12 protein-coding genes are annotated in these 15,686 nt (G+C 57.9%); 10 read left to right on the top strand and 2 right to left on the bottom strand.

Going from position 1 to position 15,686, the window contains the following annotated elements; genetic code table 11:
- Positions 1–744: 744 nt before the first annotated feature.
- From FJ147_21710 to FJ147_21665, 10 genes are all read left to right on the top strand, one after another.
- A complete protein-coding gene (locus tag FJ147_21710) occupies positions 745–1,962 on the top strand; it encodes an aromatic ring-hydroxylating dioxygenase subunit alpha (GenBank protein MBM4258500.1) in 1,218 nt (405 codons plus the stop codon).
- Position 1,963: 1 nt separating this feature from the next.
- A complete protein-coding gene (locus FJ147_21705; GenBank protein ID MBM4258499.1) occupies positions 1,964–2,305 on the top strand; it encodes a hypothetical protein in 342 nt (113 codons plus the stop codon).
- Positions 2,306–2,801: 496 nt separating this feature from the next.
- Positions 2,802–4,325, top strand: a complete 1,524-nt coding sequence (locus FJ147_21700) for a DUF1329 domain-containing protein (GenBank protein ID MBM4258498.1) — start codon at positions 2,802–2,804, stop codon at positions 4,323–4,325.
- A gap of 103 nt (positions 4,326–4,428) precedes the next feature.
- On the top strand, positions 4,429–5,208 hold the full coding sequence (locus FJ147_21695) for a hypothetical protein (GenBank protein MBM4258497.1): 780 nt from the start codon (positions 4,429–4,431) through the stop codon (positions 5,206–5,208).
- A gap of 215 nt (positions 5,209–5,423) precedes the next feature.
- Complete coding sequence (locus FJ147_21690) at positions 5,424–7,508, top strand: hydantoinase/oxoprolinase family protein (GenBank protein MBM4258496.1); 2,085 nt, start codon at positions 5,424–5,426, stop codon at positions 7,506–7,508.
- A gap of 20 nt (positions 7,509–7,528) precedes the next feature.
- A complete protein-coding gene (locus tag FJ147_21685) occupies positions 7,529–9,373 on the top strand; it encodes a hydantoinase B/oxoprolinase family protein (protein ID MBM4258495.1) in 1,845 nt (614 codons plus the stop codon).
- Positions 9,374–9,378: 5 nt separating this feature from the next.
- Positions 9,379–9,783, top strand: coding sequence for a RidA family protein (locus tag FJ147_21680; GenBank protein ID MBM4258494.1), 405 nt, complete (start codon positions 9,379–9,381; stop codon positions 9,781–9,783).
- Positions 9,784–10,163: 380 nt separating this feature from the next.
- Positions 10,164–11,303 carry an amidohydrolase gene (locus tag FJ147_21675; protein ID MBM4258493.1) on the top strand — a complete coding sequence of 380 codons (1,140 nt, stop codon included), beginning with the start codon at positions 10,164–10,166 and terminating at the stop codon, positions 11,301–11,303.
- 61 nt (positions 11,304–11,364) lie between these two features.
- Positions 11,365–12,540, top strand: coding sequence for an amidohydrolase (locus FJ147_21670; GenBank protein ID MBM4258492.1), 1,176 nt, complete (start codon positions 11,365–11,367; stop codon positions 12,538–12,540).
- Positions 12,541–12,932: 392 nt separating this feature from the next.
- Positions 12,933–14,063 carry an LLM class flavin-dependent oxidoreductase gene (locus FJ147_21665; GenBank protein ID MBM4258491.1) on the top strand — a complete coding sequence of 377 codons (1,131 nt, stop codon included), beginning with the start codon at positions 12,933–12,935 and terminating at the stop codon, positions 14,061–14,063.
- Between the two features lie 42 nt (positions 14,064–14,105).
- Here the strand turns inward: FJ147_21665 and FJ147_21660 are convergent, their stop codons facing one another.
- Together FJ147_21660 and FJ147_21655 are read right to left on the bottom strand one after the other, a co-directional pair.
- On the bottom strand, positions 14,106–14,522 hold the full coding sequence (locus FJ147_21660) for a hypothetical protein (protein ID MBM4258490.1): 417 nt from the start codon (positions 14,520–14,522) through the stop codon (positions 14,106–14,108).
- 199 nt (positions 14,523–14,721) lie between these two features.
- The gene (locus tag FJ147_21655) at positions 14,722–15,489 is read right to left on the bottom strand and encodes an amidohydrolase family protein (protein MBM4258489.1); all 768 of its coding nucleotides are present in this window, start codon (positions 15,487–15,489) and stop codon (positions 14,722–14,724) included.
- Between the last annotated feature and the right edge of the window lie 197 nt (positions 15,490–15,686).

Genomic DNA, 15,686 nt, shown 5'->3' with positions numbered 1-15,686 from the left:
CCTGCACTGGGTGTTAGATGTCGTGTTTCGCGAAGATGCCCGCCGGGTCTATGATCGCACGACGGCGGAGAACCGGGCGTTCCTCAACCGCTTGGCCGTCTCGCTCTTACGCGGGGACCCCGGCAAAGGTTCGCTCAAAGTTAAGCGCAAACGCCCAGGCTGGCACCTGTCCTACCTCGCCCAACTCCTCGGGTTTCCCTGCACTTGAAGCGCGTTTTCCGTGAAGCTCCTGGATGCCCGCCTACGCGGGCATGACGAACACGCGGAACCCAGCGATAGGAAATCTGCGCCAATTGTGGCGTGGATGAAAAACCTACCCTTATGAGGGGAGCCCGGGGGGAATGGTCCACGAGAAGAGACGCGTGAGTGCATTCTCCTCGACAAAGCGCTCGACGATTTCGCAGGCGCGCTCCGGCGTCGCGATGAAGCAGCCGTTCGCCTCGAGGTCCGCTCGCGTCGCCGAAGGCGAGAAGGACGGTTGCCCTGCGGCGGCAGCCCATTGCGCGTAAAGGAGGCCTTCGCTGCCTGATTCACAGAACACAACAGCTGCTTCTTGATTTTTGATTACGCAAATAACGCGTAACAGTGTATCGAATCGTCGGTGAACGCGTGCACGTGAGCGGGGGACCTTACCGCGCGCTGTTGCGTGCAGTAAAGAAAGGCTACGCAAGGACATCAGTAGCAAACGTGAGCGCCAGTTTGCTCGCACATGCCTGAAGCGCTTGGAAAAAAAGGAGCATCGCCATGCCAGAAGGAAAAACCAGTCGACCATCCAGGCAGTCGTCTCAGAGCGTTAACCTCATCCCCATCGAGCCGAACATCTCCGCAGACTACTTTGAACGTGAGCGGGAAGCGATCTTCAAACATGTCTGGCTCAAGGTTGGTCGCGTGGAAGAGCTTCCTCGCCCCGGAGATTATCTAGTCCGCGACTTGGCAATCTTGCGTTCCTCATTCCTCATCGTGCGAGGTGAGGATGGCATCCTGCGCGCCTTTCACAACATCTGCCGCCATCGCGGCAACCGACTGGAGAAGACCTGTCTGGGCTCGGCGAAGAGTTTTTTCTGTGGCTTCCACGGCTGGACCTATGACACCGTGGGCCGATTAGTGCATGTGCCGCAGGAACAGGATTTTGGCGCCCTGAGTAAAGAGCAACTCGGTCTTGTGCCGGTAGCGCTGGATGTGTGGGAAGGGTTTATCTTTATTAACGTCGACCCTACGCCGCAAGAATCGCTCAGGGACTACCTCGGCGAAGTGGCAGCGCGGGTCAGTGGATTTCCGTTCGAACAGATGGAGCTGGCCGGACAGTGGACAGCAGACATTACCTCCAATTGGAAAACGTTTCAGGATGCGTTCGTCGAGGCCTACCACGTGCAAACTGTCCACCGCCGCTCGATACCCGATTATCGAAAAGGGCCAGTGAAAGCCGGGCTCCGCACCTTGGGGCGGCATGGCAATCTCACTTTTTATCTCGACCTCCACCATGAGCCCCTGCCAGCCGAAGGGTGGGCCTTCAAGGCTGGGGCGTTAGCCTTTCTGCACAGTGACGCAACGACAGCAAGCCAGCAACGCCCACCAGGATTGAACCCGGATCGCCAGGCGAACTGGATCTTCGACGAGTTTCTCATCTTTCCCAATTTTCATCTGTTCCTTGGTGACGGATGGGTGCTCTGTCATGACTTCTGGCCGGTCTCGGTCGACCACACCGACTGGACTGTCAGTTATTATCTGCAAAAAGTGGACAATCCTGCGATCAGAATCGCCCAAGAATACTCCAAGGTCACGATGCGTGACACCATTCGTGAAGACCTGAGCACGATCGAAAGCACCCATGCCGCGCATCGGTCTGGCGCGCTGACGCATATGGTCGTGTCGTCTGAGTTAGAGCGGTTGGTGACGCATCATCACAACGTGATCGCGACCTATGTAGAAGGGGAAGCGTCCGACAATCGGAGAGGAGCCTAAGATGGGCGCAGACGCAGGAGGGTTGCAGTTACCCGAAGGGTTCGCCGAGTTGGAACGCTTTGTGAGCGACTGGGCGCTTGGCAGTGAACAAGAGCGGAACCACAAGCGCTTAACCTCGTCCATGGAGGAACTCCAGATTTTCTACGACGCCATGCTGCTTTCGATGGAGGCTATTGTTACGCACCTGACGCGGTTTCGTCTGGTGGATCTGCCGCTACCTGAGCAGCGCCTGCTCGCTCTTACCTTGTCGTTGATGGAAGTGGCGCCGGCGGTGGAAGTCTACGGGACGCCTGACGTGCCCAATGCCATTGCGGCCTCCCGTTTTCTGATTCGCAGTCCCTGAACGAAGCCAGCTCATATCTCATTTGGGCGCCTATTTGGTAGATGAAAAGGCGAAGGAAGAGCAATGACACATCAGGTTACATATAGGCATCCTAGTTGAAATGGAGACACGAGAGCTCTACACCACCCTTCGACAAGCTCAGGGTGTACGGGTGCGAGCTTGCACGCGTTGAGGTTTGTCCGTTCATGCTGAGCCTGTCCAAGCATGGAGAGTAGTCACACGGCAGATTTCATTTAGGAGACCTATAGATGTATTGTGTATCCGATTTTCGCCTGAACGCCTTGTCGGGACGTTACGGGAGGCTGCGCGGCGCAGGTCTCAACCATCTGACTCGTCCGTTGTCAGCTTGACTGGCAGTCTCAGGGTCTATATGTCGTAAGGACACCTTCTGGGCGGGTCGCAGTGGTGCGAGAGGGGAGTGCGTTGAGCGCCCCCGACCTGCGGTAACCGTCAGTGACACGACCCAGGAGAGTCACTACGTGTCGAGGGAATCTGGATGATCTCTATGACGATTTCTTTCCTTCGTGCTGAAGGATGGACTGGTACGCACCGGACACTGATCCTGGCTGTTGTTCTGACGTTGCTAGCCATCGTTTCAGGGCGAGCGGTCTACGCGGAACACGAAGACGCGGAAAGGCGTACGTGGAAAACTGTGGCTGAACTCACGGCTGAAGAACGTGCGGCGATCGATTTCTCTGCCGACACGCCACGGCACCCGGAGTTTCCCTATCTACCTGCGGAACGCTTTCCCTTTACGGCACCATATACAGCCGAGGAGATGGGCTTACGGTCGATGGAGTTTGGCTACTGGCGTCGCTGGACGTCCTCGACCGTGCAAACGTACGGCTCGATTGACGCTCACGGGTATATGCCGACGTGGGGGAAGTGCGTGACCTCAGTGTCGTATCAGGTGGCGGATGGCATCGCTGGCCACCTCTACGCCCAACCGGGTCACAATACCTACAACGCCTTGCTGCAATATCTGGCCCCGCCCGAACTGTACGGAAACCAGACGCTGTACGTCCGCTATCGCACCGATCAACACTTCACCAAGAAGCAAGATACGTTTCGCTATTCCTCGGCGTTACGACGGGTCCGGCGCTTTCCCACGCCGCAACGACAAGTGAAGTATCCGGGCTATCCGTTTACCTATGATGACGATGTGGGCAGAGATGCGTGGGAGTTTCACTGGCGCGTGATTGGCACTGATGTGTTGACACGAACGGTGCGGTTCCCAGTCACGCGTCCCACGATGACGCTGGCCGCCGCAGCGGGAGGTTTTCACGAGGTGCCGACGCAGGCAGTCAAAATCATGGGGGATGACTATCCCTGGTATACGCCGGAAGGTGGCGTGCGGACCTATGTTGTTGAAGCAACGCCTAAGGCGGATTGGCTGCCAAACTACTATATCCCGCGCCTGCTCTACTGGTTGGATCAACGGACATTCTTCCCGCTGCGGATCGAAGAATATGGGCCTGATGGCAAACTGGTCTTTATCAGTGTCCGTCTCGGCGCCCAGTTGAATCCGGCCCTGGCCGCGCGTGGGTACAGTAGTGTGGCGCATGTCGATTGGGACCTCACTGCGGACCTGCTGTCATATTTATTCTCTGATACCAATGTGACGCAGCCGTGGTCTGTGCCGGATCAAGAACTCTTTTTCTCACCGGGCTTCTTGCCACGCGAGTGGCGACTCACCAGCCTCAAAAGTCAGGCGGAGGTGGCGTCGCCGCAGGAATTCTTTCTCCGGCCCGCCCTCGAAGATGGGAAGTTCCCTGCCGAGAGACGCATTGAACTGACACCAGAGTTGCGTGCTCGGATTGCCGCGCAAGAACGCGCTGGTCGACTGGTGTTTACCGGCGAGGAGCCGAGCGATTCCCCAACGCCGACACCGACGAAGGTGGACGCGCAGGATTCGGCCACACCTCGGAAACAGGAGCTTTCCACTTCTGCACAGCCAGTGCGATCTGAACAAACGATGTCTCCTCCCAGCAGTGGGTCCGTGCTCTCGTTGCAGGAGTAAGGTGGTCGTTCTGCTCGCGCCATGCTATTTTCCGCCCTCACGTGTGAGGCCTGTGCTCGGTGTAACAGCGTGACAACAACGATTGAGAGATAAGGAGAACACCATGGCGACCTACATTGACGTGGAAGAAGCGAAACAACGAACAGGCTTACGCCTCGTCGTCGCGCCGGGCATCCCTGGCCCGTGGGGCGAGGCCATCAAAGGGATCTGCTATGTGAAGCAGATTCCCTTCACGCTAGTCCGGTTCGACATTGGCGCCGAAAACAAAGCGTTGGCCGAGTGGTCGGCCCAAGCCTCGGTTCCAGTGATGATCTGGAATGGTGAGTTTCCCAAGTCGACCTGGAACCAGCAACTGGCACTGGCTGAACGATTGGCTCCTGCTCCGTCCTTGATCCCTGCGGAGATTACTGACCGTATGCTGTTATTTGGATTTGCTCACGAGCTGTGTGGGGAAAATGGCTTTGGCTGGTGTCGCCGCTTGATGATCGTCCATCAGACGTTGTCAACGCCAGGGATTCCTGCAGAAAACCGTGCCTTCGCCCAATACTTCGGGGCCAAGTATGGCTACAGCCCGGACGCCGGCCAAGCCGCAACTACCCGAGTCATTGCGATTCTCCAGGCGCTGGGGACACAACTCGAACGCCAACACGCTAACGGCAGTCGCTATTTGATTGGCCGCACGCTCTCAGCGCTTGATATCTATTGGGCGGCCTTTGCCACTCTCATTACGCCCCTGCCTGAAGATATGTGTCCAATGGGACCGATCAACCGTGCCATGTACACGAATACCGAGGCATCCGTCCAAGCCGCTGTCCCACCACGTTTGATGGAACACCGCGATTTCATCTACCAGCACCACCTGCAACTCCCCATCGACTTGTAGGGACTATACTGCGTAGCCGAGCGAGACCGGTCTGCTACGCAATGACGTCGACAGGTGGGCGCCGTGTTCACAGTAACGCCTGAGGGTACGTGGAGCCTCGTCCATCGTTTCAGCGCTCGTCTGTACGTAAGGGGAGCTTCCTGCCCTGGGCATCGTAGCGTAAAGAAACACTGCTGAGGTGAGCGGCCTGTTCACCTCATCGAGAGGGAGGCACCATGGGGTACCGCATTGCCATCGACGTGGGTGGCACGTTTACGGATGTGGTAGTGGCAGATGATGCCGGACGCTTAACGATCGGCAAAGGCCTCACGACCAAGGAGCGTATTTTCCAGGGCATGGAACGCGGGCTGGCAGTCGCCGCTGAACAACTGCGGGAACCTAGTGTGCGCACGCTGCTACAGAACGCCGAGATGTTCATCTATGGCACCACAACGGCAACCAACGCTGTCCTTGAAGGACGCACGGCAAAGACGGCGTTCCTGACTACGGCGGGCTTCCCCGATATTCTCGTGCTACGTGAAGGTGGCAAACTCAATGCCTACGACTTTACCACCCCCTACCCTGAACCATACGTCCCCCGCCGACTGACGTATGAGATCCGCGAGCGGATCTCTGCCGAAGGCGAGGTGTTAATATCACTCGATGAGATGCACGCGCGCAGTGTCCTGCACCACCTCCGCACCCAGCGGGTCGAAGCGATTGGCGTGTGTTTGTTATGGTCGATCGTCAACCCAGTGCATGAAACCGCGTTAGCCACGCTGATCGAAGAGGAACTCCCTGGCGTTCCCTACTCCCTGTCCTCGCAGCTCAACCCCATTATTCGAGAGTATCGGCGCGCCTCGTCAACCGTCATTGATGCCTCGCTCAAACCCCTCATGCAGCGCCACCTGCAAGAGGTGACCGAGGATGTCCGGCGGGCGGGCTTCAGTGGGGACATTCTCGGCGCGACCTCTTCTGGTGGCGTGATGCGCTTGTTGTCATTAGCGGAACGACCGATTTACAGCGTGCGCTCTGGTCCAGCGCTGGCGCCGGTGGTGGCGCTGGCGTACGCGCACGCGGAACTCGGACAACACGATGTCATTACCTGTGATACGGGCGGCACCAGTTTCGATGTCAGCCTGGTGCGTGAGGGCATGATCAAGTCGACACGAGAAACCTGGCTTGGGGGTCAGTGGATCGGGCACATGACCGGACTCTCGTCGGTCGATGTGCGCAGCATTGGCGCTGGCGGTGGTTCGATTGCCTGGATCGATGCGGGTGGACTGCTACGCGTCGGTCCCGAAAGTGCCGGGTCGAATCCAGGGCCTTCCTGCTACGGTCAGGGCGGCGCTCGTCCGACCGTCACTGATGCGGCGTTAGTGCTCGGGTACCTCAATCCCGCGTATTTTCTTGGTGGGCGGATGCCGCTCGAGGTTGAAGCGGCACGCCGCGCGGTAGACACGATCGCGATACGGCTCGACAAAAGCCTGGATGCGACGGCCCAGTCGATTCTCACTATCGCGAGTGAAGCGATGGTCCAAGCCATCCAAGAAATCACCATCAACGAAGGTGTTGATCCCCGTGAGACCCTGGTGGTGGCTGGTGGTGGCGCCGCCGGACTCAACATGGTAGCGATCGCGCAAGAACTCGGCTGTCGACAGTTGCTGATCCCGCGCACGGCGGGAGCATTGAGTGCGTGTGGCGCCCAGTACTCGGATATTGTTGCTGAGTTTAGTATCAGCAAACTGACCGAGACCACTCATTTCGCCTATGACCAGGTCAATGCAGCCTTACAATCTGTGAGCCTGGAAATGGACACGCTCGAAACTGATCTGCGTCACTGGGGGATTGCGGACTGCCGCCGCGATTTCTTTGTCGAAGCTCGTTACCCGACCCAGGTCTGGGAGTTGGAAGTGGCACTGGCACGCGGGACGTTTACTGGAGCAGACGATGTGGCGGCGCTGGTCGAGGGCTTCCATCGGACCCATGAACGCGTCTTCGCCGTCAAAGACGCTGGGGCCGCAGTCGAGTGTCTGCATTGGAAAGGCCGTCTGACTGGGCTGCTCAAGCGACCAGCACTTGCGCACGCGCAGTCGATCCTGTCATCACCGAAGCCGACAGCCCCTGCACACCGTGCCGTATATTTTGCTGATCGTGGTCGCAGTGCGGTCGCTGTCTATGTGGGCTCAACCTTAGCGCCGGGGAGCGAGGTCAATGGTCCAGCGATTATTGAGGAGCCAACCACAACCATCGTGCTCTATCCACAGAGCCGGGCACAGGTCACCGCCTTCGGCAACTATCTCATTACCCTGAATCCGTGAGCAACAAGAGGACACACACGATGAGTACTGCAACGCAACCGCCACACACCGCAGACGCACCGCTCGATCCCACACTGTTAGCGGTCTTAGCCAATCGTTTTGAGGCGATTGTCCGCGAGATGACGCAAACGCTGCTCCGGGCTGGTCGTTCGGCGGCGATCAACATCGCGCGGGATTTCTCGTGCTCAATCACCACCAGTGTGACTGGTACCCATGAACTGCTGGCGGCGGCGGAAGGATTGCCAGTCCACATCTATGGTTCCCATCTGCAAGCGGAAGCGATGAGCACGCTCCACGCTGATGTGCGCGAAGGGGACGCGTTTCTGCACAACGATCCCTATCTGGGTAACTCCCACCCAGCCGATCATACGATTCTGGTACCAGTCTTCTGTGAGGGTGAGCATGTCTTTACCAGTGTTGCCAAAGCGCATCTGTCAGACATCGGCAACGCCTTGCCCACCTCGTACATGCCGACGGCGCGCGATGTGTATGAAGAGGGGGCACTCGTCTTTCCCTGTGTCCGCATCCAGCAGCAGTATCACGATATCGACGATATCATTCGCCTGTGTCGCGTGCGCATTCGCGTACCCGACCAGTGGTATGGCGACTACCTCGCGATGCTGGGCGCAGCCCGTGTCGGCGAGCGGCGCGTCAAGGAACTCGTGCGGAAATACGGTCTCGCCACCATCACGCGGTTCGTGCGGGAGTGGTTTGATTATGCTGAACGGCGCATGCACTACGCTATTAAACAGCTTCCGAGTGGGACGGTCATTGGGAGCGGCAAACACGATCCGTTTCCTGGCTTGCCGCAGGGGCTGCCACTCAAAGCAGTGATTACCATCGACAGTGAACAGGGTCGGATTGACGTTGATCTGCGCGACAACCCCGACAATGTTGACGGGGGAGCGAATGCCTCACAGTCAGTATCGATCTCGGCGGTCATGCAGGGGATTTTTAGTGTGCTGGATCCCGATGTGCCTCATAACGCGGGGAGTTTTCGTCGTGTGCAGGTCCACCTGCGTGAAGGTTGCGTGGTCGGCATTCCGCGCTTTCCGCACTCGTGTTCGTTAGCGACGACTAACCCAGCCAATCGCTTGGTCGGTGTAGTGCAGTCGGCGTTCGCCGATCTCGGTGCAGCGTGGGGCACGGCTGAGGGCGGGATTGCGCAAAATGCTGGCTATGCGGTGATCTCAGGAGCAGACTCTCGTCGTCACGGCGCACGCTATGTCAATCAGATGCTGCTGGGCAATAATGGTGGCCCGGCTTCAGCACGGTGCGACGGGTGGGTGACGTATGGCATCGCCGTGATTTCTGGTCTGCTGTACCGCGATAGCATCGAAATCGCCGAACAGAAGTACCCGTTGCTCGTGCACTGGCAGAAACTCGCGCAAGACAGTGGCGGAGCGGGCACGTTTCGCGGCGCTCCTGCCATCGAAGTACAATATGGCCCCAAAGGCGACGCAGTCACGTTCACCTTTCCCATGGAAGGCTATGAGACACCGGCCAAAGGCGTGCGCGGTGGCCTGTCTGGCTCCAAGGCGGTTGCCATCAAGATTGACCGGAGTGGAAACGAAATGCACCTCCCGAATATCTATGCAGGAGAATTGCACCCAGGCGAGTGTATTCGCTCGCGTGACTGTGGCGGTGGTGGCTACGGTCTGCCGACCGAACGCGACCCTGAACAGGTACGTCATGATGTGATGGAACGCTGGGTCTCTCGGGCGCAGGCACGTGAGGTGTATGGGGTGGTATTCACGGGGAGTGAGGCAGAGGAGACGTTAGCGGTTGATCACGCAGCTACGACACAGTTGCGCGAACAGATGCAGACAACCAACACGGAGGACCGCTCGACAACCAAGGAGTAAACACCATGAGCACCAAGCAGGCCTTGAGTACACCATTTTGGTCGCGGCCAGGGCAGTTCGGACCGTGGTCGCAAGCGATTCGTGTTCCTGCCGGTCATGATCTCATCTTCACCACTGGCATGACGGCCCGCGATGAACAAGGCAATACCGTCGCGCCAGGGGACCCCAAAGCCCAGGCCAGACGCATCTTTGAACAGCTGCGGGCGATTCTCGCTGAGGCCGGAGCGACGCTCGATGATGTCGTGCAAATAACGGTCTATGTCCACACGATGGATGACATCCTCGCCATCCAAGAGGTGCGGAATGACTTCTGGCCCAGTGCCCCACCCGTCTCAGCGACGGTGCAGGTGGCACGCCTCGTGTCTGATGCCGTGCGACTTGAAGTGCAAGCGGTTGCCGTCGTGCCCTAGGAAAACAGCGTGTATATCGCTCCGGGCGGGCTGTCAATCAAAGTAGTTCGATCACCGACCACTGGCCGTCGCCCTATAGTCATCGCTTCCTACCCTCCATGTCGCTTGCGTTCCGTGGCAAAAGGCGCAAAAAGGGAAGGATAAGCGGGGAAGTGACCCGCCGTTACCCATCTCACCCGGAAGGAGGGGCAATATGGAGGTTATGCCCATACTGCAACGGCAAGAGCGGAAGATGGTGCCTATCACTACGAGTTCCTCTACGACACAGCGACCAGGAAAGTAATCTGCCAGCGGCACCTCAATGCACGAAGGGAGCCCACCCAACGGTTCCCTTCGGAGCTGGCAATTTGAACGTTATACCTAAAAAGGAGGGCTGAGTGATGATGCACGGGAAAGTGATTGATGGCGATGGTCATATTATCGAAGCACCGGATCTGTGGGCCCGGTACCTGGAGAACAAATACAAGGATCGGGCGATCCGCATGGAGAAAGATCCCAACGGGGTCGAATATTTCCTCATCGACGGTCGCCCCTCAGTCAATCTCCGGGGTGTCGGACCTGCGATCGGCGGGATCGGTCAACCCTATCAGCAGATCTCCACCTCAGGGACCTTCGGCTACTTTGATGGTCCCAAAGGCGCCTATGAGCCCACCGCCCGGTTACGCCTGATGGATGAGGAAGGATTGGACGCAGCCGTGTTGTTTCCTTCCTTGGGCTTGGCGTGGGAAGTGGAAGTCAAAGAGGCGGAGTTAGCAGCAGCCTACGTTCGTGCGTACAACAACTGGATCATCGACTTTTGTCATACCGACCCCAAGCGCCTCATCCCGGTGGCACACATCTCGTTACTCGACATCAACGAAGGCGTGAAGGAAGTCCAACGCGTCGCCAAACTCGGAGTGAAAGGCGCATTTATGCGGGCTGCGCCACCCAGTCAGATTCCCTATTGGGACCGTGCCTACGACCCGTTCTGGGCAGCGCTCCAGGATGCAGGCATGCCGATCGGGTTCCACGTCTCCTTGAATGAGTTCTTTCTGGGCCATCAGTGGAAGATGAGCGAGTCGGTCACGGCGGTCCAAAGCCCACTGCACGGCTATCGTTTCAGCGTCGTCATGTTCGACGTGCAAGCCGCGTTCGCGGCCTTGTGTCAGGGCGCGGTGTTTGATCGTTTTCCGCACTTGAAGGTATTACTGTTGGAAACCGGCGGTGGCTGGATCGCGCATTTCCTGGAACGCATGGACGCCAAGCATAAGCTCTTGAGTTGGAAGACGGGATTGAAACACTATCCAAGCGAATACTTCCACCGTCAGTGCTGGATTTCGTTTGACCCGGATGAAAGCACCATTCCGGACATGGTCAAGCACTGTGGCGCCGACAAATTTATCTGGGCATCCGACTTTCCCCATTTTGACGCGAGTCCGGTCGCAGTTGCGGAAACCAAACACGCGATTTCCTCACTTCCTCACGGTGATCAGCAGCTCATCTTAGGGGACAATATCACGCGCATTTATAACCTATCGTAGCCTAACATGAAGTGACGAGAACACGTGGTTACGCGATCTTCTATAGAAAGGAAGGTGTTCGATGACAGCGACAGCGACGGAACTCTATACCGGGAAGTACGGGATCATGGATACGGACGGGCACATCGTGGAACCGGCCGATCTCTGGGCCGGCGAGCTGATGGAAGCCAAGTACAAGGGGCGGGGGCTGCAATTCGGGCGCACAGCCGACGGCTTGCATCTGCAGCTCGACGGGCAATTCTTGCGGGGCAACGACTTGAAGAGCGTGCAATCGATCATGGGGATGGGGCGGTCGCTGGTGGAAATGGAGGACATGAAGATGGAATGGCCGGGAGATGCGGATCGAGCTGGTTATGACCCCGTGGCGCGGCTAGCCCGCTCGGACGCGGAAGGGCTCGCCTATGCTGCGATCTTCCCTTCCCTTGGCCTGCTGTGGAACACGCACATCACCGATATCGAATTGGCCCATGCCATGTGCCGGGCCTACAATCGCTGGGTGATCGACTTCTGCGCCGGGAGCCACGGGCGGTTGGTGCCGGTCGCGCACGCCTTTCTGGGTGACCCGCAGGTCGCGGCCGCAGACCTCAAGAGCGCGGTTAAGGCGGGTGCGAAAGGCGCCATGCTCGTGACCTTTAACGTGCGGAAATTACCCTTAGGGGATCCGGAATGGGATCCGTTCTATGCCACTGCTCAGGATCTCAATGTCCCGATTTGCATTCACGTGTCCGGGGAAACCCGGGAGTATCGCCCCTTCAGCCGCATCCAGCCTAAGATCCTGCATGACGGTGGTCAATTTCTGATGTCAGTCCTGGGGGGCCGGGTTGCGATGGAAATCGCCCTCGTCGATATGTTTCAGTACGGGCTGTTCGCACGGTTCCCGCGTCTGCGTGTCGGCTTCTTTGAAGGCGGGGCGGGGTGGGTGTCCTCCTTACTCGATAAGATGGAAGCCGTCTTCGATACCCAGGTCGGCGAGCGCGGGGTCAAGCGCACCCTGCGCCCGCGGGAAGTGTTTGCCCAGCAGTGCTTTGTGAGCGGTGATCCGGATGAGAAGGGATGGGCGAAAACGATCGAAGACTTTGGGCCGTCTCAATTCGGCTGGGCATCGGATTTTCCTCATCCCGACCACCCCGGGAACTACATGGAGCATCTGGCACACCTCGCCGCGAGCCTGCACACACCCGAAGCCCGCAACGGCCTCATGGGCGACGCGGCAGTGCGGTTTTTCGGACTCGCGTGAACCGTGGCGTGGACAGCTGAGAGTCGCACCAATACTGTTCGGTACAACTTGTGCAGGCATGCTAAGAGGTTCCTTCTCCCACCGGGAGAAGGTCAGGATGAGGGGAAGAGACAATGGTATTCCTTATTTGGTCCCCTCCCCCTTGCCCTCTCCCGGTGGGAGAGGGAATTCTGCGCGCCTTATCGCTCGACCTCAAAATTTGTCCCGGACAATATTGATAGACATACAGAGTAGGAGATCGCACCCGGAAGAAGAGTGGTCGTGGAAGGTAGGGATGCCTATGCAGACGCTGCAGCGTGGACTTACCCAAGAGATGGGCAGGTTCCTGGCCACTCTTTCGTATAACGACCTGCCCGAGGAAGTGATTGAGATCACAAAAAGTCGGCTCATCGATGAGCGATCCGTTGGTGGCGAAGGCCCGAGATGAGCGAAAAGGAGGCATAATGTCACGGATTCTGACCTGTACGTGGTCACCTACAGCACTCGCCGTCCCAAAGCTCCTCAGAGAACCTGAACGTTCCTTGGATGTCGTGACGAACAATGTCTCTGGTCCTCGCCTCACAGAGCAACTCCTCGGGTTAGTGCGGAAAGCAGAGCGGTTGGGGATTGACCATCTGCTCTATGGCCAGCGCTGGTGGGGGAGCGGGCAAGAGATCGAAGGGTCCACCTACGACTGCATGGCCATGACGGCTTTCTACGCTGCGCATACTGAGCGACTCCGCTTGGTGACCGCCATCCATCCGGGTTTTGTACTCCCCGGGCCGATCGCGAAATGGGGAGCGACCATCGATCGGCTCACCGGAGGCCGCTGGGCCATCAACGTCACTTCCGGTTGGCATCTCGCGGAATTTGGTATGTATGGTGCGCCTCTCCTGGAACACGATGAACGGTATGCCCGTTCAACAGAATTCATTGAGATTCTGCTCGGAGCCTGGACGCAGGAAGAATTCACCTACAGCGGCCGCTTCTATCAAGTGGACGGATTACGACTCGAACCGCGACCGGTGACGCGCCAGCTTGAGGTGTTTCAAGGCGGACAATCCCCTGCCGCTATGACTATGGCGGCGCAGCACACGGATTGGATGTTTCTGAATTGCGGACCGCCAGCCAAGATCCGTCGGATTATTGAAACGGTACGACAGCACACAGCCACGACCGGTCGCCAGGTGCGCTTCGTGCTCTATGCTATTCCCCTGTGCCGCGCGACGGATGCTGAAGCCGAAGCGGAGATTGCTGCGATGGTGGACTCGATTGATGACCAGATGCGGCAGCGTCGGAGAGTGTCGGTCGGTGGTGCCCAGGGGATGTGGGCGGACGACGAGGACCCGCTCGCGTGGCTGGATACGAATGAAGGGTTGGCCAGCCGCTTGATTGGCAGTCCGCAGACAATCCTGCAGGGCGTGCTGGAGTTTCATCAGCTTGGTGTGGACTGCTTTCATGTAACGCTTGACGATGAGCGCTTCAATCAGGAAGTGTTGCCGGTGTTGCAGACTGTGGAGCACGATCACCTACACCTCCATTGATAAATGCTGATCGCACGTGCAAACGGCGGAACGCCTTCGCCCTTATGGAGAGCATCGAGGGGTCGGGGAGGCAACAGAGACGGACCGAAACTGCGGATACCAACCTCGGAATACTCCTTCCAAATCGCCAGCCAAGACTTTGGTCCGCGTTTGTAACAGTAAGTGTTCCCCCTTGGGGGTCCACTGCATCTGCTGACGTTTCACGAACCGCTTGCTCACGACTTGATTAATCGTGGATTCCACAAAAGCGGTACTAATGGTGTCCCCCTGGCGATAACGTTCGCCGAAATTGGGGATAAAGTTCCGGTTGTTGCGAATGTACGTGTCAAACTCCGTGACGCCACGATTGAGTTTCGCCGCCGGTAGGAAACGACGACGCAGCACGTCAAGATCGAACAACACCAACCCCACACATTCTAACGCCTTGTCAACATTACCATGCCACAAATAGTGGTTCACGCGCTTCCAGGACCTGCGCTTGTTACCGCCGCGCTGACCGACCAGCGCAGGTCTGTGTTCGTGAGGGATCGTGGAGTAATGGCCCGCACAGCCTGCGCTGCTCGAGGAGTGCTGACAGAAAGAAGGGCTCGATGAGTATTCACGTTCTGCGTTGTAAGGATGCGCTCAGCCATCTCATCAATGAGTTGCCGTTGCGCCCTCAGTCCGTATGCGACTGGTAGACCACACGACCGGCAAACAGTGTCATCTCCACCACGGTGTTGGCAATGGCATGAAGGTCAATGGTGAACAGGTTGCGATCCAAGACAATCACATCTGCCGACTTTCCCACGCGCAGTGATCCGGTCACGTGGTCACGACGGAGGGCATAGGCTCCTGCAACCGTGAAGATCGGTAGCACCTGCTCTAGACTCACCGCTTGTTCTGACCACACGCTTCCAGGTGTTGCCCGTGTCGGATCCTGGCGCGTCACCATAGCTTCAATGCCGATCCACGGATCCATCGAGGCCACCGCCGCCGGCCAGTCAGAGCCAGCCAACAGCGGTGCTCCCGCCTCTAGCAGATCGCGTATCGGCCAGTAGTGGTGCGCGCGTTCGCCAACGGCATTCACGATCGCTGCATTGATTGGAGACGGATACCAGATATAGGGGGATAAGTCGGCCACAACGTTTAACGCACGAAACCGCGGGATGTCTAGCGGATCAATAAAACCCGCATGTGCCAGTTCATGGCGCAGATCCGCCCGTCCCGAAATCTTGTGGGCGCGTTCAATCGCGTTCAGAGCAACGCGCACCGAACGGTCCCCTGCCGTATGCAGTTTGACGGTAAAGCCACGTTTCTCTAATTGCGCGATGTCAGTCGTTAACGTGTATTCATCGACGTGTAACACACCCGTGTAGCCGTCGGGAAAACTGGGGTGAGGCACATACGGTGCGAGCATGGCAGCAGTACGCGCCCCGGTCGGCACGCCGTCCTCATAAATCTTCACAAATCGTGTATCGACGTGCGGTGAGGCTTAGCGATCGCGCAGCGCTTCGATGAGATCATAATCCAGTGGTGTGGTACGGTGGCCGTACGGTGTGGAAATCGCTGCGGCAACATGCAGGCTCAGGGCGCCTGCATGGTCGATGTCTCGGTAGGCTTTGAGCAGCGGCTCGGTTGCGA

Source organism: Deltaproteobacteria bacterium, assembly GCA_016874775.1.
Taxonomy (GTDB): domain Bacteria; phylum Desulfobacterota; class Binatia; order Bin18; family Bin18; genus VGTJ01.
The sequence above is the reverse complement of the archived record's forward strand: the minus strand, read 5'-3'. Positions and strand labels throughout refer to the sequence as shown.

What these genes read in the sequence shown, in the direction of transcription:
- FJ147_21710 (MBM4258500.1), top strand. Translation starts at nt 745, where the DNA reads ATGCCAGAAGGAAAAACCAGTCGACCATCCAGGCAGTCGTCTCAGAGC.
- FJ147_21705 (MBM4258499.1), top strand. Translation starts at nt 1,964, where the DNA reads ATGGGCGCAGACGCAGGAGGGTTGCAGTTACCCGAAGGGTTCGCCGAG.
- FJ147_21700 (MBM4258498.1), top strand. Translation starts at nt 2,802, where the DNA reads ATGATCTCTATGACGATTTCTTTCCTTCGTGCTGAAGGATGGACTGGT.
- FJ147_21695 (MBM4258497.1), top strand. Translation starts at nt 4,429, where the DNA reads ATGGCGACCTACATTGACGTGGAAGAAGCGAAACAACGAACAGGCTTA.
- FJ147_21690 (MBM4258496.1), top strand. Translation starts at nt 5,424, where the DNA reads ATGGGGTACCGCATTGCCATCGACGTGGGTGGCACGTTTACGGATGTG.
- FJ147_21685 (MBM4258495.1), top strand. Translation starts at nt 7,529, where the DNA reads ATGAGTACTGCAACGCAACCGCCACACACCGCAGACGCACCGCTCGAT.
- FJ147_21680 (MBM4258494.1), top strand. Translation starts at nt 9,379, where the DNA reads ATGAGCACCAAGCAGGCCTTGAGTACACCATTTTGGTCGCGGCCAGGG.
- FJ147_21675 (MBM4258493.1), top strand. Translation starts at nt 10,164, where the DNA reads ATGATGCACGGGAAAGTGATTGATGGCGATGGTCATATTATCGAAGCA.
- FJ147_21670 (MBM4258492.1), top strand. Translation starts at nt 11,365, where the DNA reads ATGACAGCGACAGCGACGGAACTCTATACCGGGAAGTACGGGATCATG.
- FJ147_21665 (MBM4258491.1), top strand. Translation starts at nt 12,933, where the DNA reads ATGAGCGATCCGTTGGTGGCGAAGGCCCGAGATGAGCGAAAAGGAGGC.